This is a genomic window from Janthinobacterium sp. GW823-FHT03B06 (assembly GCF_058796955.1).
The window spans coordinates 1-19,979 of sequence record NZ_JBXAJE010000005.1 but is presented as its reverse complement, the minus strand read 5'-3'; the positions used below and the strand labels follow the sequence as shown (position 1 = coordinate 19,979).

Here is a 19,979-nt window from a genome sequence, read left to right as displayed (position 1 = left end):
GCCATCCTGATCGAAGGTGAATGTCATGCTGACCAAACGCTTACTCCCCCTCCTCGTCGCTATCTTTGCCCTTGCGGGCGGCACAGCCCAGGCCCAAACCGCGATGACGCCGCAAGCCGCAGACAGCGTGCGCGTCACCTCTGGCACCTACTATCACGTCACGGCACAGGAAGCCTTAGACATCGAGCAGCAATACCGCCTGTCGAATGGACAACGGCTGGAAGTCCAGCAGCAGGACACCCATTTCTTTGGCCGCCTGATCGACGACAGGGAATTGCATGCAAAGCCCAGCGTGGAAATCTATCCCACCGGGCCGGGCCAGTTTGTCAGCAAAAAGGGCTCGACCTTCGTTTTCAGCAATACGGGCGAGCGCGTGGTGATCGACGACGCCCAGTTCCTGCCCGGCTTGCGCATGCCTGCCGACATGCGCAGCGCCAGCACCATGGACGGCAGCGCCCGCATCCGCCTCGTGTCACGCTAGACGCCTGCGGCCGGCCGTAGCACGGCCGGAGAAACGCCCTGTCGTGGCGGCCGGGCGGGACGCACAATTCTGCCCTGCGGACTGAACAATTCCCCTGAATGCAGCTTACAATGCGATGACGCATGGCCTGTGCGGTCGCAGGCTGGCGCCACTGTTTGCGGGGAGAATGCTTGAATGGAAATGTTCGCGCTCGAACATGACGTAGCGCAGTGGGAAAGCGCATTGCTGCCGTTGCGCGGTGCCGGGCGCGTACCGCTGCTGCTGTTGCTGGCATGGCATTTGCGCCAGCGCAACTGCGCACAGGCTCTGCACCATGCAGCCGAAGCGGCAGCCTTGTTGCCCCACGTCCAACTGCCGCCACCCGCCTTGGCCAGCGCCCAAGCGCGTCTGCAACTGGTGCAGGCGGAAGTGGCATGGCTGCAAGGCGCACTCGATGCGGCCGAAAGCCTGGCCCTGGCGGCGCACGCCATCCTGTGCGCGCATGGCGACGGCGCCGGCTGCGCCGACGCCCACTGGCTGCTGTCCTCGATCGCCGTCGACCGGGGCGACCATGCCCGCTGCGACGCCGAACTGCTGGCCGCGGCGCAGCAAGCGCGTAGCGCCGGCGATGCGATGCGCGCCGGCCTGGCCGACGCGGCCACGGCGCGCTGGGCCGTCTTGCACGACGCGCCGGCCGCCCAGGTCCGATGGGGCGGCCACTTCCAGACCGACGGCGCCAGCGGCAAGCTGCCCGCGCCGCTGGCCGCCTGGGTGCACGACTTTCGCGGCTTGCTGGCGCACACCTCGCGCGACCTGGGCACGGCCGCCGGCCACTACATGCAAAGCTATGAGGCGGCCCTGGAAAGCGGCCAGCTGCGCGGCGCGATCACGGCCGCCATCAATATCGGGGACTGTTTCTCCAGCCTCAACGACAACGAATCGGCCCTCGAATGGATGCAGTGCGCGCTGGACCTGGCGCGCCCCACCGGCTGGCCGCGCAGCATCGGTGCCTGCCAGACGCATACGGCCGAAACCATGCGCAAGCTGGGGCGCCTGGCCGACGCCGAAACACTGCTGCGCGAAGCGCTGCACATCCTGGCCCCCGTGGCCGGCGCGCGCACCTATGCCAACGCCCTGTTCCACCTGGGCGAACTGAGCCTGGACAAGGGCGACTACGACACGGCGCTCGACGCCTTCAGCCGCCTGGCGCAGCGCGCCGAAGCGCTGGGCCAGGCCGATTTCCGCAGCATGGCGCAGCGCGGCAGCGCCCACGCGCTGTCTTACCTGGACCGCCCGGACGAAGCGCTGCAGGCGGCCGAACGGGCTTGCCAGCTTGCCACCGCGCAGGGCGACGCCATGCACCAGGTGGCGGCGCTGCGCGTTTTGTCCATGCTGCATGCGCGCCACGACTTGCCGCCGCCCGCAGGCATGCAGGAACGCAATCCCGCCCTGCATTTCCTGCACCAGGCACTGCAGGTGGCCGACTCCATCGAAGGCTATGTGCCGCCGGGCGAACTGCTCGATGCGCTGGCGCGCGAGTACGCGCATGCGGGCGACTATGCGCGCGCCTACGATATCGCCCTCGATGCGGGCGTGGCGCGCGAAAAAAGCCACACCCAGCAGGCGAGCAACCGCGCCACCGCCATGCAGGTTTACCACCAGACGGAACATGCGCGCTCGGAAGGCTATCACCACCGCGAACTGGCCGCCTCCGAAGCGCGCCGCGCCGAAGTATTGCAGCAGACCAGCGAGACCCTGGAGCGGCTGTCGGCCATCGGCCAGGAAATCACCACCCACCTCGACGCCAGCGCCGTGTTTCAGGTCTTGGACCGCCACGTGCATGCCTTGCTCCCAGTCAATACCTTTGCCGTCTACATGCTCGATGCGGCGGGCACGGCGCTGCACCGCGCGCATGGAATGGAAGCGGGCCGGCCACTGTCCGACAACGCCATTCCACTGAGCAACCCACGCGCCTATTCCGTGCGCTGCCTGCTGGGCCGGCGCGAAGTGTATATCGACCAGGTACCGCCCAAGCGCCACGCCTACACCGTGCCCGGCACGCTGCATAACCAGAGCGTGCTGTACGTGCCCTTGACGGTGGGCGAACGCGTGCTGGGCGTGATGACGGTGCAGGCTTGCCATGCCCATGCCTACGGCGAACGCGAACGCCTGATCTTCCGCACCCTGTGCGCGTATGGCGCCATCGCGCTCGACAATGCCAGCGCCTACCGGCAACTGCAAGACGCCCAGGCGCAACTGGTATCGCAGGAAAAACTGGCCGCCCTCGGTTCGCTGATGGCCGGCGTGGCGCATGAACTCAACACCCCGATCGGCAACAGCCTGCTGATCGCCAGCACCATGCTGCAAAAGACGGAAGACGTGGAACGCCTGATGAACGGTCCCGGCCTGCGACGCTCGGACCTGGCCGCCTACATCGACGATGCGGGCAAGGCATCGGCGCTGGTCATGCGCGGCCTGCACAGCGCGGCCGACCTGGTCAACAGCTTCAAGCAGGTGGCCGTCGACCGCACCACCGAACAACGGCGCCAGTTCGACCTGCAGCAGGTGAGCAATGAAATCATCGCCACCGTCATGAACCGCATCCGCAGCTCGGGCCACCGCATCGAGACGGATATCGCGTTCGGCATCTCACTGGACAGCTATCCGGGCCCGTTCGGCCAGGTGATCACCAATCTGATCAACAACGCCCTGCTGCACGCCTTCGCTCCCGCGCCCAACGACGGCGCCGCCGGCAAGGGCTGCATGCGTTTGTCCGCCACGCTCGATGGCGCGCGCGTGCGGATCGTCTTCGCCGACAATGGCGGCGGCATCGCCGAACAGCATTTGTCGCGCATCTTCGACCCGTTCTTTACCACCAAGCTGGGCCAGGGCGGCAGCGGCCTCGGTTTGTCGATCAGCTACAACATCGTCACGGCCCTGCTGGGCGGCACCATCCAGGTGGCCAGCAGCCCCGCCGGCACGCATTTCACGCTGGACTTGCCCCTGGTGGCGCCGCAGATCGATGCGGCCAGTCCGGCCAGCATCTATTGATGCCGGCCAGACCGTGGCTGGACGCGGATACTTGTCTACACAAGTACCCGTCCGGCCAGTCTTTCCAATCTAAAAGCAAAACCCTTATAATTGAATGGCTGAAGTCCCTGCCATTGCATGATTTACAACTTGGCAAACCGCATCGACCCGCGCGACAAACAGGCGCGGGCACCGATCAACACAGCAGCGCGCCGGGCGAGGCAGTCATCAGACGAGATGTTGTACGCTGATGCAACCCGGCGGGAAAGGCACGCCGCCGGCGGCCTGCGCATCTTCAAGTGGTCATTATGTCGACAAAAAAACCGATCAAGCACTACCTCCAGTTCTCCGATTTCACGTTGGAAGAGTATGAATATGTGATCGAACGCGCCCATCTGATCAAGCGCAAGTTCAAGAATTACGAAATCTACCATCCACTGATCGACCGCACCCTGGTGATGGTCTTTGAAAAGAACTCCACCCGCACGCGATTGTCGTTCGAAGCCGGCATGCACCAGCTGGGCGGCGCCGCCATCTACCTGAACACGCGCGACTCCCAGCTGGGCCGCGGCGAGCCGGTGGAAGACGCGGGCCAGGTCATGTCGCGCATGTGCGACATCATCATGGTGCGTACCTTCGGCCAGGAAATCATCGAGCGTTTCGCCGCCAATTCGCGCGTGCCGGTGATCAATGGCCTGACCAATGAACACCACCCGTGCCAGGTCTTTGCCGACATCTTCACCTACATCGAACACCGCGGCTCGATCGCCGGCAAGGTCGTCGCCTGGATCGGCGACGCCAACAACATGCTGTACTCGTGGCTGCAGGCGGCCGAAGTGTTCGGCTTCCACGTCAACGTATCGACGCCGAAGGGCTACGACATCGACCTGTCGCAAGTCAAGACGGAGCGCTACACTTTCTTTGCCAACCCGTCCGACGCCTGCGAAGGCGCGCACCTGGTCAACACGGACGTGTGGACCAGCATGGGCTATGAGGCGGAAAACGCGGCCCGTATCGCCGCCTTCGACGGCTGGATCGTCGATGGCGCGAAGATGGCCCGCGCCGCGCCCGACGCGCTGTTCATGCACTGCCTGCCCGCCCACCGCGGCGAGGAAGTGGCCGCCGAAGTGATCGACGGCCCGCAATCGGTCGTGTGGGACGAGGCGGAAAACCGCTTGCACGTGCAAAAAGCGCTGATCGAATACCTGTTACTCGGTAAAATCCAATAATTCGCCCGGCACTGCATAAAAAAAACCTGGCAGCATCGCAATACATACATCGACAACGACAACTGGAAGCAATATGAGCGACATTAAAAAAGTAGTCCTGGCCTATTCCGGCGGACTCGACACCTCCGTCATCCTGAAATGGCTGCAAGATAACTACCAGTGCGAAATCGTCACCTTCACGGCCGACCTGGGCCAGGGCGAAGAACTGGAACCGGCGCGCGCCAAGGCCATCAAATTCGGCATCAAGCCGGAAAACATCCATATCGAAGACGTGCGCGAAGAATTCGTGCGCGATTTCGTCTTCCCGATGTTCCGCGCCAACACCGTGTATGAAGGCGAATACCTGCTGGGCACCTCGATCGCCCGTCCGCTGATCGCCAAGCGCCTGATCGAAATCGCCAACGCCACGGGCGCCGACGCCATCTCGCACGGCGCGACCGGCAAGGGCAATGACCAGGTGCGTTTCGAACTGGGCGCCTACGCCCTGAAGCCAGGCGTGAAGATCATCGCCCCATGGCGCGAGTGGGATCTGCTGTCGCGCGAAAAACTGCTGAAGTACGCGGAAGACGCCGGCATCGAAATCGACATGAAGCACAAGAACGGCGGCGCGCCATACTCGATGGATGCCAACTTGCTGCACATCAGCTTTGAAGGCCGCCACCTGGAAAACCCGAGCGCCGAAGCGGAAGAAACCATGTGGCGCTGGACCGTCAGCCCTGAAAAGGCGCCGGACGAAGCGGAATACCTGGACATCGAATACGAAAAAGGCGATATCGTCGCCATCAACGGCGTGCGCATGTCGCCGGCGACCGTGCTGGCCGAACTGAACAAGGTTGGCGGCAAGCATGGCGTGGGACGCCTGGACCTGGTGGAAAACCGCTACGTCGGCATGAAGTCGCGCGGCTGCTATGAAACCCCGGGCGGCACCATCATGCTCAAGGCCCACCGCGCCATCGAATCGATCACCCTGGACCGCGAAGTGGCCCACCTGAAAGATGACCTGATGCCGCGCTACGCATCGATGATCTACAACGGCTACTGGTGGGCGCCCGAGCGCGTTGCCCTGCAAACCCTGATCGACCACACGCAAGAAACCGTGAACGGCTGGGTACGCATCAAGCTGTACAAGGGCAATGTCATCGTTGTGTCCCGCGATTCGAAGACCGATTCGCTGTTCGACATGAACATCGCCACCTTCGACGAAGACGGCGGCGCCTACAACCAGGCCGATGCCGGCGGCTTCATCAAGCTGAACGCCTTGCGCATGCGCATCGCCGCCATCGCCCGCGAAAAACGGGGCCAGAAGTAATTAGTTAGCCAGGGCGCACCTGCTCCCGCGCCAGCTCAAGCCGCCCACGGGCGGCTTTTTTACGTTTGAAACGCACTCGGCCGCGATTTACGGCCCTGCGCGCACCCGGATCCCCCCCATTTTGCTGTCCCCGTGGCAAAATGCTACAGTGCAATTTAGAGCACCTAACATAACCTACTGCGCGGCGCGATTTGCGGCCTGCGATGCTCACTGTGCATGCGCACAGTTGCGCTTCTCAGCCGCAACTCGCTGCCGCTCGCTACGGTTCTGTTAGGCGCTCTTAGTCGAAAACTTCCCGCTTCCGGAGCCACCATGTTCAAAGACCTGAGTATCAAGAATAAACTGTACCTGGGCTTCGGCTCCATCGTGGCCATCATCCTGATCCTGCTGGGCGTGGCCTACAACAGCTTTGCGCGGCTGTCCGAGGCTAATGCATGGGACCGCCATACGATGGAAGTGCTGGTCGAGATCGACAAGATCCACAATTCCATCCTGCAAATCCAGGTGGAGGCGCGCGGTTTCATCCTGACCGGCAACGAAGCCTCGCTGACCCCGGAAACCGATGAAACGGCAATGCTGAGCCAACACACGCAAAAAGCCATCGCCATGACGGTCGACAACAAGCTGCAGTCGGAACGCTTCCGCAAGATCGACCAGCTGACCACCACCTGGGTCAAGGAATGGATCACTCCGCTGATCGAGAAGCGCCGCGCGCTGGGCAATGCGCCGGGCGCCACGGAAGCGGTGGCGCGCTCCATGCCGCCAGGCGGCTACCCGGCTGTCGCGCAAGCGAACAAGCTGCTCGACGAAGTGGCCGCCGAGGAAACCCGCTTGCTGGCCGAACGCACGGCCACCACGGCAAAATTGCAGGAAACCATGATGTTGACCCTGGCCCTGGGCGGCCTGCTGTGCGTGGTGCTGGCGCTGGGCATTTCCTATCTGCTGGGCCGTGCCATCCTCGGCCCGCTGAACAGCCTGACGGACGCCGTCGGGCGCATCGCCGGCGGCGAGCAAGGCGCGCGCGCCGCCATCCTCTCGCGCGACGAACTGGGCAAGGTAACGGAAGAGTTCAACCGCATGGCGCAAACCATCCAGGACAACCAGGCCAACGAATTGGCCGCCACCAACACCTTGCGGGCCAAGGTCGATTCCCTGCTGGAAGTGGTGTCCAAGGCAGCCTCGGGCGACCTGACGGGCAAGGTCGGCATCACGGGCAGCGATGCCATCGGCCAGCTGGGCAACGGCCTGGCGAAGATGTTCGAAAACCTGCGCAGCCTGCTCAACAATGTGCAAAAGGCCGGCATCCAGGTGACGACATCCGCCACGGAAATCGCCGCCTCGGCGCGCCAGCAGGAAGCCACGGGCATTGAGCAAGCGCAAACGAGCGTGGAAATCCTCAGCACCACCAAGGAAATCTCGGCCAACACGAGCCAGTTGCTCAAAACCATGGAAGACGCCACCGCCGTGGCCGACTACACGACGAATGCGACGGCCGAAGCGCAGAATAACCTCAAGCGCATGGATTCGACCATGCAGCACATGGTTTCGGCCACCGATTCCATCAACGCCAAGCTGGCCGCCCTGTCGGAAAAGGCCAGCAATATCAATAGCGTGCTGATCACCATCACGAAAGTGGCGGATCAGACCAACATCCTGTCGCTGAACGCCGCCATCGAGGCGGAAAAGGCGGGAGAGGCGGGCCGCGGCTTCTCCGTGGTGGCGACGGAAATCCGCCGCCTGGCCGACCAGACCTCCGTTTCCACCTGGGATATCGAGCAAATGCTCAAGGAAATGCAGTCGGCCGTGTCCGCCAGCGTGATGGGCATGGATAAATTCTCGGAAGAAATTCGCCGCAGCGTGGGCGAAGTGCGCCAAGTGGCCGAGCAGCTGTCGTCCGTCATGGACCAGGTGCAGAAACTCACGCCGCAGTTCGACGCCGTGCTGCAAGGCATGCAGTCGCAGGCGATCGGCGCGTCGCAGATTTCCGACACCATGATGCAGCTCAACGACGCCACCCAGCAAACGGTGGAGTCATTAAAAGCCACCAGCGAGGCGGTGCACCAGTTGCAATATGCGGCGGGCGACCTGCAGTCGAGCGTGTCGACCTTCGCCGTCACCATCTGATCCCATGAAAGTGCTGCTCTTTCACATCGGACGCGACCGCTACGGCCTGCCCCTGGCCGGCATCGTGCGCGTGCTGCCGCTGCTGGAGCTGAAGCAGTTGCCGCTCACGCCAGACTACGTGGCCGGCCTGATGGACTTGCACGGCACGCCCGTGCCCGTGATCGACCTGTCGCGCCTGGCCGGGCTGCCGCCCGCCGCCGCGCAGTTCGACACGCGCATCGTCATCGTCGACTACCGCGCGCCGGACGGCGCCATGCATGCGCTGGGCCTGCTGGCCTCGCAGGTGCGCGGCATCGCCGATATCGACCCGCAAGGGCTTGAGGACAGCGGCGTGGCGACGGCGCCCTTCCTGGGCCAGGTGGCCAGCGACGCCGACGGCATCGTGCAGCTGGTCGAGCTGGATCACCTGCTGCCGCCGGACGTGCGCGCGCTGCTGTTTCAAGACGCGAGCGCGGCATGACGGCGCAAGCCCTGCTGCGCCGCGCGACCGGCCTGTCGGTGTCCAAATCCGTGGCCGAGCGGGCCGTCAATCAGCGCATGGAGCGGACGGGCTTTGCCGATAGCCAGGCTTACCTCCAGGCGCTCACGCCGGCCGAAATGACGCAATTGATCGAACTGGTGGTGGTGCCCGAATCGTGGCTGTTCCGCGATCCGCAAGCGTTCTACGCCACCGTCGAACTGGTGCAGGAGCGCTGGGCGCGCGGACGTGCCACGCGCATCCTGTCGATCCCGTGCGCGGGCGGCGAGGAACCGTATTCGATGGCCATGGCGCTGCGCGACGGCGGTGTGCCGAAACAGGCGTTCAGCATCGACGCGTATGACCTGAGCCCCGGCTGCATCGAGCGGGCGCAGGCCGGCGTGTATGGCCGCAACGCCTTCCGCGCGCAGGACGTGGCCTTCCGCGAACGCTATTTCACGCACGTGGCCGACGACGCCTACCGCATCATCGACTCCCTGCGCGACCAGGTGACCTTCAGGCAGGGCAATCTGCTGCAGTTCGATACCGCCAGCTGCAGCAAACACTACGACGTCATCTTCTGCCGCAACCTGCTGATTTACTTCGACAAACCGACCACGCGCGCCGCCATCGCCAACCTGTCCGCCCTGCTGGCCGACGACGGCATGCTGCTGGCCGGTTATGCGGAAGTGCCGTCGTTCTGCCAGAACGGCTTTGCGCCGCTGCAGTTCCGCCAGGCTTTCGCCCTGAAGAAGGAAACAGCGGCGCCGGCCAGCCCCGTGCTAGTGGCGCCGCTGCCTGTCGCGCGTCCCCTGCGCAGCGTGCCGCCCGCGCCAGGGCGCGCTGCAGTAGCAGCCCCCTCTTCCGCCGCGTCGGCGGTGCCGCGCACGCGCCCCGTGTCCGTGCCATCGCCCGCGCCGGCAGCGCAAGCCGATTTGCTGGCAGAGGCGCGCCTGCTGGCCGACCGCGGCCAGTTGCGCGAGGCCGGCGACAAATGCCACGCGCACCTGGCGAAAGTGCCCGAGGCGGCGGAAGCGTATTTCATGCTGGGCATCATCAACGAACTGGCCGGCAAGATGGACCTGGCCGACGACTACTGGCGCCGCTGCATCTACCTGCAGCCCGACCATTACGAGGCGCTGTGCCATCTGGCCCTGCTGGCCGAACGCAATGGCAACCAAACGGCCGCCGCCACCCTGAAGGCGCGCGCGGCACGCATTTACGAGCGCCGCCAGGCGTCCAACTAAGGGGCAAGCATGACAAATCTCATCGCCACCGAGTCCCCCGCCACCATCGACGACTGCTGGAACCATATCGGCGTGGTCGGCGACCAGAGCTGCCCCAAGCTGCCAGCCAACGTGCATTGCCGCAACTGCGACGTGTACGCGGGCGCCGCCCGGCGCAACCTGCAGCGGCCCGTGGACGAACACTACCGGCGCGACTGGGCCAGCCACTTCCGCCAGATCGATACGGGCGGCGAAGTGCGCGACAGTTCCGCGCTGGTGTTTCGCATCGGCCGCGAATGGCTGGCGCTGCCCACGCGCGTGTTCGACGCCGTGGCGCCGCAGGCCAAGCCGCATGTGCTGCCGCACCGCAGCGGGCGCGGTCTGGCGGGCATCGTCAATATCGGCGGCAAGCTGTATCCGTGCATGTCGCTGGCCAGTTTGCTGGGCATCGACGAACAGGGTGCGCCAGCGGCCCGCGGCCGCCACACGTTTGCACGCCTGCTGCTGCTGCGCTGGGAAGAGCAGGCTTACGCGCTGCCCGTGGCCGACCTGCACGGCATCGTGCGCTATGCGTCGGGCGCCGTGCAGGCGCCGGCGGCGACCATCAACAAGGGCCTGTCGCGCTTTTTGTCCGGCGTCATCACCGAGGGCGACATGCGCATCGGCTGCCTCGACACGGCGCTGATCGGCTTTCAACTTGCGAGACTATTACGATGAGCCAGGACCAGCACGGCGACCTGAGCGCCTTTTCCATGCTGGACCTGTTCCGCATGGAGGCGGACAGCCAGACCCAGATTCTCACCGACGGCTTGCTGGCCATGGAGCGCCATGCGGGCGACGCGGCGGCCGTCGAGGCGATGATGCGCGCGGCGCACTCGATCAAGGGTGCCGCCGCCATCGTCGGCCTGCAGGTGGTGGTGCAGCTGGCGCACGGCATGGAAGACAGCTTTGTCGCCGCCCAGCACGGCCGCTTGAAGCTGACGCCGGAAAGGGTCGACGTGCTGCTGTCGGGCGTCGACCTGATCGTGCAGCTGTCGCGCCTGGACGACGCGGGCGCCGAAGCGTGGCTGGCCGCGAATGCGGCGCAGATCGACCAGACCCTGAACGCCATCGCCGGCATCGCCGACCTGCCCGAATTGCCGGCCCTGCCCTCGTTGCCTGCCTCCGCTCCCGCCCCCTTGCCGCAGGAAACGACCAACCCGACCGAACTGCAGGCTCCCGTGGCCAGCGGCCTGGCAGGCGAAGAGCCTGAGTCGGCGGCCGCGCCTGCCCCGCGTGCGGGTGCCGCACCGGCCAAGGCAGCGGCGCAAAACTTCGACAAGCTGCTGTCGCTGGCCAGCGAATCGCGCATCAATGCGCACCAGATGCACCCGTTCGTCGGCGCCCTGCAGCGTTTCAAGCGCAACCAGAGCAGCCTGTTTTCCGCCATCGAGCACCTGCACGAAGCCATTGCCCGCTCGGCCGACCCGGGCCTGATGGAAAAGTCCCTGCTGGCGCTGCAAAAGACGCAACCGCTGAAGCAGTTCATGCTCGAGCACATTGCCGATATCGAAACCTACGAGCGGCGCCTGCTGGCCGTCTCGCAAGGCATGGTCGACGAAGTGCTGGCCCTGCGCATGCGCCCTTTCCGCGACGGCATCCATGCGTTTCCGCGCATGGTGCGCGACCTGGCGCGCAGCCTGGGCAAGGAAGTGCAGCTGGAGATCGAAGGGGAAGACACCCTGGTCGACCGCGATATCCTGGCGAAGATCGAAAGTCCGCTGAACCACATGCTCAGGAATGCCATCGACCATGGCATGGAAGGCCCGTACGAGCGCATCGACGCGGGCAAGGAAGCGCTGGGCACGATACGCATGGAGGCGCGCCACCGCGCCGGCATGCTGAGCATCGAGATCAGCGACGACGGGCGCGGCGTCGACCTGGAAAAAATCCGCCAGTCCGTCATCGAACGCAAGATGGCCAGTCCCGCCATGGCCGCCGCGCTGTCGCCGGGCGAGCTGCTGGAGTTTTTGTTCCTCCCCGCCTTCAGCCTGAAGGCGACGGCCAATCAATTGTCCGGGCGCGGCGTGGGCCTCGACATCGTGCACGAGACGATACGCCAGCAAAACGGCACGGTGCGCCTGGAATCGGAGCCGGGCCGGGGCTTCCGCGCCCTGATCACCCTGCCGCTGACGCAATCGATCGTGCGCGCGCTGGTGGTCGACGTGCACGGCGAAGCCTATGCCATCCCCATCGTCAAGGTGGAAAGCGTGGTGCGCGTGCCGCAAGCGGCCATCCATACCCTGGAAAACAAGCAGTTCTTCGAACTCAAGGGCGAACATCTGGGCCTGGTGTCGGCCGCGCAGGTGCTGGAACTGGGCGAAGCGGCCAGCCAGACCGACGATTTGCCGGTGGTGGTGATCGGGCGCGGCAAGCAAAGCTATGCGCTGGTGGTCGACGCCATCCGCGGCGAGCAAAGCCTGGCGGTGCAGGCCATCGATCCGATCTTCGGCAAGATGCGCGACATTTCCGCCGCCGCCCTGCTCGACGACGGCGAGCCGGTGCTGATCCTCGACGTGCCCGATTTGCTGCTGTCGATCGACAAGCTGCTGCACGAAGGCGGCCTGCACCAGCTGGCGCAGGCGGGCCACGCGCAGCAGCGCCGCGCCAAGCGCATCCTCGTCGTCGACGATTCGCTGACGGTGCGCGAGATGGAGCGCAAGCTGCTGCTGGCGCGCGGTTTCGAGGTCGACGTGGCCATCGACGGCATCGACGGCTGGAACGTGGTGCGCAGCGGCGAGTACGACCTGGTGATCACCGACGTCGACATGCCGCGCATGGATGGCATCGAACTGGTCTCGCTGATCAAGAAGGACCTGCACCTGCACAAGCTGCCGGTGATGATCGTCTCGTACAAGGACCGCCCGGAAGACCGCGCGCGCGGCCTGTCCGCCGGCGCCGATTATTATCTGACCAAAGGCAGCTTCCACGACGAGACCTTGCTCGACGCGGTGGCCAACCTGATAGGAGATGCCCGCTTATGAGCCGTCATTCATGAAAATTGCCATTGCCAACGATGTCGCCATGGCCGCCGAGGCCCTGCGCCGGGTGGTCGCCAGTACGCAGGAACACCAGGTGCTGTGGATCGCCCGCACGGGGCTCGAGGCCGTGCGCATGTGCGAGGGCAACCGCCCCGACCTGATCCTGATGGACCTGAACATGCCGGAGATGGATGGCGTGGAAGCGACGCGCCTGATCATGGAGCAGAGCCCGTGCGCCATCCTCGTCGTCACGGGCCGCCCGCAAGACAATGTCAACCAGGTCTTCCGCGCGCTGGGCGCGGGCGCGCTCGACGTCACGGCCACGCCGGTGCTGCAGGGGGAAGTGGGCGGCGACAGCGAACTGCTGGCCAAGATCAAGACCATCGGCAAACTGATACGCCACAGCGCCGAAGCACCGCCGCCGCGCCCGGCGAACGGCAATGGCGGCGAACGCGGCGACGGCCAGGTATCGACCCTGGTCGCCATCGGCGCCTCGACGGGTGGCCCCTCGGCCGTGGCCAAGGTGCTGGCCGGCTGGACGGCGCCGCCCGGCTGCGCCATCGTGGTGGTGCAGCACATCGATGAAACCTTCGCCTCGCACTTCGCCAAATGGCTGGACGACCAGCTCAGCATGCCCGTGCGCGTGATCGCCGAAGGCGATGAACTGGTGTCCGGCACGGTACTGATCGCCAAGACCAATGACCACTTGCTGCTAGATCAAAATTATCGTTTGGGTTACGATGCAGCACCGCGCGACTATGTTTACCGCCCGTCCGTCGATGTCTTCTTCAACTGCGTGGCGCAGCACTGGCGCGGCGACGCCATCGGCGTATTGCTCACAGGCATGGGGCGCGACGGCGGCGACGGCTTGCTGGCCATGCGCCGCGCAGGCAAGACGACGATCGCGCAAGACCAGGCCAGCAGCGCCGTGTATGGCATGCCGCGCGCGGCGGCTGAACTCGATGCGGCGCAGCAAATCCTGCCATTGGATAGAATAGGCGCCAGCCTGCGCGGCCGTCTGGGCGCCAAACTCAACAATGGGTGGGAGCCCTCCCCTAACATCTGAAAAGAATGCAATGCCAGAATTCTCCTCCAGCTTCACCCAGCATGAACCCGCATTGACCGAATTCAAGGTCAGCGTGCTGCTGGTGGACGACCAGTTGATCATTGCCGAGGCAGTCCGCCGCATGCTCAGCGACCAGCAGGATATCGAATTTCATTATGTGACCGACGCCACGCAGGCGCTGGACACGGCGCAGCGTTTGCAACCGACCGTCATCCTGCAAGACCTGGTGATGCCGGGCATCGACGGCTTCGCCTTGATCCAGCAGTACCGCGAAAACGAGGCGCTCGCGCACGTGCCGGTGATCGTGATGTCGGCCAAGGACGACCCGAAACTGAAGGCCCACAGCTTTGCCGTCGGCGCCAACGATTATGTGGTGAAACTGCCGGACCGCCTGGAACTGCTGGCGCGCATACGCTACCATTCCAACGCGCACATCAGCCGTCTGCAGCGCGACCAGGCTTTTCGTTTCCTGCGCGAAAGCCAAAAGAACCTGGCGGACGCGAACATTGAATTGCAGAAACTGGCCGCCCTCGATGGCTTGACGGGCATCGCCAATCGCCGCCGTTTCGATGAAACCCTGCATTTCGAATGGCAGCGGGGCCAGCGCGACAAGGCACCGTTGAGCCTGCTGTTCTGCGATATCGACCATTTCAAGAGCTATAACGACCATTTCGGCCATCTGGCGGGCGACCTGTGCCTGAAAAAAGTTGCCGCCGTGCTCACGGAACATTTGAAACGCCCGGCCGACCTGGCCGCCCGTTACGGGGGCGAAGAGTTCGCCCTGATCCTGCCGGAAACGGAAGCGGCCGGCGCGCTGCTGATCGCCCAAGCATGCCGGCGCCATCTGGAAGGCTTGCAGATCGAGAACCCGGCGGCAGGCACGGGCATCGTTACCATCTCGATCGGCGTGGCCACCGTCGTGCCTTCGCCCGACTCGACGGTCGAGCAACTGATCAACCGCGCCGACCAGGCCCTGTACGCGGCCAAGCGCGGCGGACGCAACAGCGTGCTGAGCGCCGATGACGTCCAGGACTGATTTTTAACAGCAAGGAAAGTGAAGCATGAGCACACAACTGGACAATGTCAGCGTCGTCAAGAAGTCGAATATCTACTTTGACGGCAAATGCGTCTCGCACAACGTCATCCTCGCCGATGGCACGAAGAAAAGCGTGGGCGTGATTTTCCCGTCATCGTTGCGCTTCAACACGGGCGCCCCGGAAACGATGGAAATCATCGGCGGCCTGTGCAAGGTGCGCCTGGCCGACGCGACGGAGTGGCACAGCTATGGCGCGGGCACGGAATTCAAAATCCCGGGCAATAGCTATTTTGACATCGAAACAACGGAAACCGTGGATTACGTCTGCCACTTCGCTTGATTAAACAAACACAGGCTCGGACGACAGGCGCACGCCGTATTTCGCCTCTACATCATCCTGTATCGCTTCCGCCAGCCGGGTAATGTCCGCGCCACGAGCGCCGCCATTATTCACCAGAACCAGCGCCTGCTTGGGATACACTCCCGCGGGCCCCAGGTTTTTCCCCTTCCAGCCACACTGATCGATCAGCCAGCCGGCCGCCAGCTTTTCCGTGCCATCAGGCTGCGCATGATGCACCAGCGCAGGAAAACGTTCCAGCAAGGCAAGACATTGCTCGCGTGACACCACGGGATTCTTGAAGAAGCTGCCCGCATTGCCGATCACGGCCGGGTCCGGCAATTTTCTCCGGCGGATCGCCATCACCGTGTCGGCCACCTGTTGCGGCGTCGGTTCGGCAAGATGGCGCTCGGCCACGGCCTGCGCCAGTTCCGCGTAGCGCAAGTTCGGCTGCCACTCGGCGGGCAAGGCAAACGTCACTTCCAGCACGATCAGCTCGCCCCCGTCCGCCTGCTTGAAGATGCTGTCGCGATAGGCGAAACGGCAGGCGTCGCGGTCCATGTCGAAGACGATGCCGCTGGCGCTGTGCATGACGCTCACCTTATGCAGATAATCCTTGATTTCCACGCCATACGCGCCGATATTCTGGATAGGCGCCGCACCCACCGTGCCGGGGATCAAGGACAGGTTTTCCAGTCCGCCCACGCCTTGTGCCAGGGTCCACTGCACGAAGTCGTGCCAGTTTTCGCCGGCCGCGGCCGTGACGAGTATCGTCTCGAAATCCGCCTGCGCCAGGCGCATGCCGCGCGTGGCCATGTGCAGCACGGCGCCGGGAAAATCGCCCGTCAGCACGATGTTGCTGCCGCCGCCCAATATCAGGCGCGGCATGGCGGACAGGGCGGGATCTTGCAGTGCGGCCTGCAGCTGGGCCTGCGAAGTAATGCGTACGTAGGCGGCCGCATGGGCCGCGATGCCGAAGGTATTCAGGCGCTGGAGGTTGTAATTGTGTTCGATGGTGAGCTCTGGATGCATGGGATAGGGAAATTTTGCTCGATTATAGAGCGAAAGCGACAAAAAACCACCTCAGGACAAGGGCGACTTGCCCGTTGTCCGTTAAAATGTCGCATCTTTAACAGGGCCGTCCCATGGCGCAGAATCAGCCGCCAAGGCCCAGCGCGCCGAGCGCGCGCTCGCTTTAACAAGAAAAGGAACAGACCATGCCGTCATTTGATGTAGTCTCCGAAGCCGATATGATCGAAGTCAAGAATGCCGTCGAGCAATCCAACAAGGAAATCACGACCCGCTTCGACTTCAAGGGCAGCGATGCCCGCGTCGAACACAAGGAAAACGAATTGACCGCATTCGCGGATTCGGAATTTCAGCTCAGCCAGGTGCGCGACGTGCTGACCAATAAATTGACCAAACGCAAGGTCGATGTGCGCTTCCTCGACGAAGGCGACATCAAGAAGATTGGCGGCGACAAGGTCAAGCAGATCATCAAGATCAAGAATGGCATCGAATCGGATGATGCCAAGAAAATCGTGCGCGTCATCAAGGACAGCAAGATGAAAGTGCAAGCGAGCATCCAGGGTGAAGCCGTGCGCGTCACGGGCGCCAAGCGCGACGACCTGCAAGCGGCCATGGCCATGCTGCGCAAGGACGTGCCCGACATGCCGCTGGAATTTAACAATTTCCGCGATTAATTTCGATGATGCGCACGCTCCGGCCTGCGCTTGCACCGGCATGGCGGCAAGCTGCCTCGGAGCACCTGCCCGCTTGGGGTAGAATTGAAGCTGCGCACAGCTACATGCGCCCGCGCGCCTGACCGGCAGCGGGCTTGACCGTACATCTGGCTCAGTGATAACCACGGTAGTCTAAGGATAGCAATGAAACGTGTTGATGATTTCCGCCTGCGATTTGGCAAAAAAGAATATGTGCCCATCATGATAGGCGGAATGGGTGTGGATATTTCCACGTCGGAGCTGGCCCTGGAAGCGGCACGGCTGAACGGTATCGGGCATATCTCCGATGCCATGGTGGAAGACGTGTCGGATCGCCGTTTCGACACCACCTTCGTCAAAGACAAGACGAAACTGTACAAATTCAACATCAATAACAGCGACAAGGCCGTGGTGCAGTTCGACCTGGGCCGCCTGGCGGAAGCGCAGCGCCTGCATATCGGCCGCACCATGGAAGCAAAAAAAGGCGATGGCTTGATCTTCGTCAATTGCATGGAAAAGCTGACCATGAATGGCCCCCGTGAAACCTTGCGCGTGCGCCTGAATGCGGCACTGGACGCCGGCATCGACGGCATCACCCTGTCCGCCGGTCTGCACTTCGGCTCGTTCGCCCTGATGGCCGACCATCCGCGTTTCCGTGACGCCAAGCTGGGCATCATCGTCTCGTCCGTGCGCGCCTTGCAGATTTTCCTGCGCAAGAACGCCAAGCTGGACCGCTTGCCCGACTTCATCATCGTCGAAGGACCATTGGCCGGCGGCCACCTGGGTTTCGGCATGGACTGGGCCAATTACGACCTGCACACGATCACGGCGGAACTGCTGGCCTACCTGAAAGCGGAACAGCTGGACATCCCGCTGATCGCCGCCGGCGGCATCTTCACGGGCAGCGATGCCGTCTCCTTCCTGGAAGCGGGTGCGGCCGGCGTGCAAGTGGCGACGCGCTTTACCGTCACCGAGGAATGCGGCTTGCCAAACAAGGTCAAGCAGGAATACTACAAGGCCTCGGAAGAAGACATCATCGTCAACGGCGTCTCGCCGACCGGTTACCCGATGCGCATGCTGAAGAACACGCCCGCCATCGGCGCCGGTATCCGCCCAGGCTGCGAATCGTATGGCTACCTGCTCGACGCGACGGGCAACTGCGCGTACATCAACTCGTACAACCGCGAAGTGGCGGCCCATCCGGAACAAAAAACCGTCGTCGTGATGGACAAGACTTGCCTGTGCACGCACATGCGCAACTTCAACTGCTGGACCTGCGGCCATTACACGTATCGCCTGAAGGACACCACGCATAAGCTCGACAACGGCGAATACCAGATCCTGACGGCCGAACACGTCTTCAAGGATTACCAGTTCAGCGTCGACAACCAGATCGCCCTGCCGGAAAAAGAAATCCAGGTACCTGGCTGAATATTGCCAGCCTGACATGAAAATGGCGCAGCCTGCGAAGGCTGCGCCATTTTTTTATGCGGGGAGCATCTGCCGCAATACCCGTTCGATCACGTCAAACTTGGGCCGTCGCGATATTTCATCCTGCATGCACGTTTCCCGCAAGGCCTGCAGGGCCGGCAAGGGCGCGGCACAGTGGGCGACCAGCTCGCCCAGCAGCACGCCAAAGGCGCGCGCCTCCATGCCTTGCAGTACCTCCCCTTGCGGCGTGCCTGGCGCAAACATGGACGCCGCGCCGAAGTCGCCCAGCAGGCAGGCGCCGGCGTCCGCATGCAGGATGTTGTGTGCATACAGATCGCCATGCACGATGCCGTGCGCATGCAGCTGGCACACGGCCGAGGCGATGCCCTGGGCAATGGCCAGGGCTTGCGGTGCCTCAAAGCGCACGCCCTCGGCATACACGTCACGCGTGCATGATGACAGGCTGGGCGGCCCGGCGAGGTTGCGGTAGGCAACATCGATCAGCGGCATGACCAGTCCCAGCGCCCCTTGCGGATGCGCATCGAGCGTCCCGAGGATGGGGATCAGGCCCGGATGGGCGCCTGCGCCGACACAGGCAGCCATTTCGCTGCGCGGCAAGCCGTCGCTGGTTATCGCCCCCTTGAACACTTTGACGGCGACATCCTCGATATCATCGAGGCGGGCGCGGTAAATCACGCCCGATGCCCCCTCGCCCAGCTGCTGCGCCAGTTGCAGGCGCGGCCAGGCCAGGCCCGCCGTCCCGGTGCCGCTCAGGGCCGCCAGTTCACGCGCTTCCGTAAAGGGATTGCCCGCATATGCGAGCCAGCTCAGGCGTGGCAAGGCCAGCAGGCAATCGGGGAGCGCCGTGAAGCGGTTGGCGGCGATGCGCACCAGTTCCAGCTTGCGGCAGTTCACCAGCGATGCCGGCAAACTGCTCAGACAATTTCCCGCCAGCATGAGTTTCTGCAATTGCCCGCACTTGCCGAGTTCATCAGGCAAGACTTCGATGGCATTGTCGGTCAGCGTCAGCCAGCGCAGAGCCAATGGCAAGGCTGCGGCCGGCACGTGGCCGATCCGGTTCGCCTTGAAACCGATCATTTCCAGCCCAGGACAGGAACCGAGCACGGCTGGCAAGGTGGTGAACAGATTATCCGAGCAAAATATGATGCGCAGCTTGTGCAGGCGCGGCAGATCGTCGGGCAGCGAGGACAGCGCATTGCCGGACAGGTCGAGGATTTCCAGGCTGTCGGCCAGGTCGAATATCTCGCGTGGGAAATCCGTCAAGCTGCACGACAGCTTCAGGCGGCGCAGGCCGGCCAGTTGGCCGGCGCGTAATTGCTCCAGTGTATGCAAGGCAGACAAGATATTCCTTTCAAGGTGGCACCCGGTCGATGCCATGCATAAATCATTGGACGTAAAAAAACCCCAACCGGATCACCGGATGGGGTTTTTTCGAATAACAAGCCTGACGATAACCTACTTTCACACTGGTTGCAGCACTATCATCGGCGCAAAGTTGTTTCACGGTCCTGT

The 19,979-nt window shown here is 63.5% G+C and carries 16 protein-coding genes; 14 read left to right on the top strand and 2 right to left on the bottom strand.

Features of this window, described 5'->3' with window-relative positions:
- Nucleotides 1-25 precede the first annotated feature (25 nt).
- The 12 genes from AC1RBA_RS17440 to ppnP all read left to right on the top strand — a co-directional run bounded on the left by AC1RBA_RS17440 (nt 26) and on the right by ppnP (nt 15,297).
- A complete protein-coding gene (locus AC1RBA_RS17440) occupies nt 26-481 on the top strand; it encodes a hypothetical protein (protein ID WP_070220085.1) in 456 nt (151 codons plus the stop codon).
- Nucleotides 482-661: 180 nt separating this feature from the next.
- Nucleotides 662-3,511: an ATP-binding protein gene (locus AC1RBA_RS17435; RefSeq protein ID WP_492419315.1), complete on the top strand. Its 2,850-nt coding sequence runs from the start codon at nt 662-664 to the stop codon at nt 3,509-3,511.
- A 287-nt stretch (nt 3,512-3,798) separates the two neighbouring features.
- Complete coding sequence (argF, locus tag AC1RBA_RS17430; RefSeq protein ID WP_070290636.1) at nt 3,799-4,719, top strand: ornithine carbamoyltransferase; 921 nt, start codon at nt 3,799-3,801, stop codon at nt 4,717-4,719.
- Nucleotides 4,720-4,792: 73 nt separating this feature from the next.
- Nucleotides 4,793-6,028 (top strand): argininosuccinate synthase, encoded by a 1,236-nt coding sequence (locus AC1RBA_RS17425; protein WP_034759383.1) that lies wholly within the window; start codon nt 4,793-4,795, stop codon nt 6,026-6,028.
- Between the two features lie 312 nt (nt 6,029-6,340).
- Nucleotides 6,341-8,152 carry a methyl-accepting chemotaxis protein gene (locus AC1RBA_RS17420; protein ID WP_492419314.1) on the top strand — a complete coding sequence of 604 codons (1,812 nt, stop codon included), beginning with the start codon at nt 6,341-6,343 and terminating at the stop codon, nt 8,150-8,152.
- Between the two features lie 4 nt (nt 8,153-8,156).
- Nucleotides 8,157-8,612 carry a chemotaxis protein CheW gene (locus AC1RBA_RS17415; RefSeq protein WP_492419313.1) on the top strand — a complete coding sequence of 152 codons (456 nt, stop codon included), beginning with the start codon at nt 8,157-8,159 and terminating at the stop codon, nt 8,610-8,612.
- The gene (locus AC1RBA_RS17410; RefSeq protein ID WP_070220075.1) at nt 8,609-9,856 is read left to right on the top strand and encodes a CheR family methyltransferase; all 1,248 of its coding nucleotides are present in this window, start codon (nt 8,609-8,611) and stop codon (nt 9,854-9,856) included. Before AC1RBA_RS17415 ends, AC1RBA_RS17410 begins: the two co-directional genes overlap by 4 nt.
- A gap of 9 nt (nt 9,857-9,865) precedes the next feature.
- Complete coding sequence (locus AC1RBA_RS17405) at nt 9,866-10,552, top strand: chemotaxis protein CheW (protein WP_409026932.1); 687 nt, start codon at nt 9,866-9,868, stop codon at nt 10,550-10,552.
- Nucleotides 10,549-12,858 (top strand): hybrid sensor histidine kinase/response regulator, encoded by a 2,310-nt coding sequence (locus AC1RBA_RS17400; RefSeq protein ID WP_492419312.1) that lies wholly within the window; start codon nt 10,549-10,551, stop codon nt 12,856-12,858. The genes AC1RBA_RS17405 and AC1RBA_RS17400 overlap by 4 nt, the downstream gene beginning before the upstream one ends.
- Before the next feature lie 10 nt (nt 12,859-12,868).
- Nucleotides 12,869-13,921, top strand: a complete 1,053-nt coding sequence (cheB, locus tag AC1RBA_RS17395; RefSeq protein WP_121668795.1) for a chemotaxis-specific protein-glutamate methyltransferase CheB — start codon at nt 12,869-12,871, stop codon at nt 13,919-13,921.
- Between the two features lie 10 nt (nt 13,922-13,931).
- The gene (locus tag AC1RBA_RS17390) at nt 13,932-14,957 is read left to right on the top strand and encodes a diguanylate cyclase (RefSeq protein WP_070290630.1); all 1,026 of its coding nucleotides are present in this window, start codon (nt 13,932-13,934) and stop codon (nt 14,955-14,957) included.
- Between the two features lie 25 nt (nt 14,958-14,982).
- Entirely contained in the window at nt 14,983-15,297 is a 315-nt protein-coding gene (gene ppnP, locus AC1RBA_RS17385) for a pyrimidine/purine nucleoside phosphorylase (RefSeq protein ID WP_492419311.1), read from the top strand.
- On the opposite strand, the gene murB is transcribed toward ppnP, so the two are convergent.
- A complete protein-coding gene (gene murB / locus AC1RBA_RS17380; protein WP_492419310.1) occupies nt 15,298-16,326 on the bottom strand; it encodes a UDP-N-acetylmuramate dehydrogenase in 1,029 nt (342 codons plus the stop codon).
- A 185-nt stretch (nt 16,327-16,511) separates the two neighbouring features.
- Here murB and AC1RBA_RS17375 point away from each other — a divergent pair, with 185 nt between their 5' ends.
- Both AC1RBA_RS17375 and AC1RBA_RS17370 read left to right on the top strand, forming a co-directional pair.
- Complete coding sequence (locus AC1RBA_RS17375) at nt 16,512-16,997, top strand: YajQ family cyclic di-GMP-binding protein (RefSeq protein ID WP_034759416.1); 486 nt, start codon at nt 16,512-16,514, stop codon at nt 16,995-16,997.
- 183 nt (nt 16,998-17,180) lie between these two features.
- Nucleotides 17,181-18,446: a nitronate monooxygenase gene (locus tag AC1RBA_RS17370; protein WP_230505810.1), complete on the top strand. Its 1,266-nt coding sequence runs from the start codon at nt 17,181-17,183 to the stop codon at nt 18,444-18,446.
- A gap of 54 nt (nt 18,447-18,500) precedes the next feature.
- Here AC1RBA_RS17370 and AC1RBA_RS17365 read toward each other — a convergent pair whose 3' ends face one another.
- Nucleotides 18,501-19,799 (bottom strand): leucine-rich repeat-containing protein kinase family protein, encoded by a 1,299-nt coding sequence (locus tag AC1RBA_RS17365; protein ID WP_492419610.1) that lies wholly within the window; start codon nt 19,797-19,799, stop codon nt 18,501-18,503.
- Nucleotides 19,800-19,979 lie beyond the last annotated feature (180 nt).

Excerpts from the sequence above, each read along its gene's own strand:
- AC1RBA_RS17440 (WP_070220085.1), top strand. The coding sequence starts at position 26 with ATGCTGACCAAACGCTTACTCCCCCTCCTCGTCGCTATCTTTGCCCTT.
- AC1RBA_RS17435 (WP_492419315.1), top strand. The coding sequence starts at position 662 with ATGTTCGCGCTCGAACATGACGTAGCGCAGTGGGAAAGCGCATTGCTG.
- argF (WP_070290636.1), top strand. The coding sequence starts at position 3,799 with ATGTCGACAAAAAAACCGATCAAGCACTACCTCCAGTTCTCCGATTTC.
- AC1RBA_RS17425 (WP_034759383.1), top strand. The coding sequence starts at position 4,793 with ATGAGCGACATTAAAAAAGTAGTCCTGGCCTATTCCGGCGGACTCGAC.
- AC1RBA_RS17420 (WP_492419314.1), top strand. The coding sequence starts at position 6,341 with ATGTTCAAAGACCTGAGTATCAAGAATAAACTGTACCTGGGCTTCGGC.
- AC1RBA_RS17415 (WP_492419313.1), top strand. The coding sequence starts at position 8,157 with ATGAAAGTGCTGCTCTTTCACATCGGACGCGACCGCTACGGCCTGCCC.
- AC1RBA_RS17410 (WP_070220075.1), top strand. The coding sequence starts at position 8,609 with ATGACGGCGCAAGCCCTGCTGCGCCGCGCGACCGGCCTGTCGGTGTCC.
- AC1RBA_RS17405 (WP_409026932.1), top strand. The coding sequence starts at position 9,866 with ATGACAAATCTCATCGCCACCGAGTCCCCCGCCACCATCGACGACTGC.
- AC1RBA_RS17400 (WP_492419312.1), top strand. The coding sequence starts at position 10,549 with ATGAGCCAGGACCAGCACGGCGACCTGAGCGCCTTTTCCATGCTGGAC.
- cheB (WP_121668795.1), top strand. The coding sequence starts at position 12,869 with ATGAAAATTGCCATTGCCAACGATGTCGCCATGGCCGCCGAGGCCCTG.
- AC1RBA_RS17390 (WP_070290630.1), top strand. The coding sequence starts at position 13,932 with ATGCCAGAATTCTCCTCCAGCTTCACCCAGCATGAACCCGCATTGACC.
- ppnP (WP_492419311.1), top strand. The coding sequence starts at position 14,983 with ATGAGCACACAACTGGACAATGTCAGCGTCGTCAAGAAGTCGAATATC.
- murB (WP_492419310.1), bottom strand. The coding sequence starts at position 16,326 with ATGCATCCAGAGCTCACCATCGAACACAATTACAACCTCCAGCGCCTG.
- AC1RBA_RS17375 (WP_034759416.1), top strand. The coding sequence starts at position 16,512 with ATGCCGTCATTTGATGTAGTCTCCGAAGCCGATATGATCGAAGTCAAG.
- AC1RBA_RS17370 (WP_230505810.1), top strand. The coding sequence starts at position 17,181 with ATGAAACGTGTTGATGATTTCCGCCTGCGATTTGGCAAAAAAGAATAT.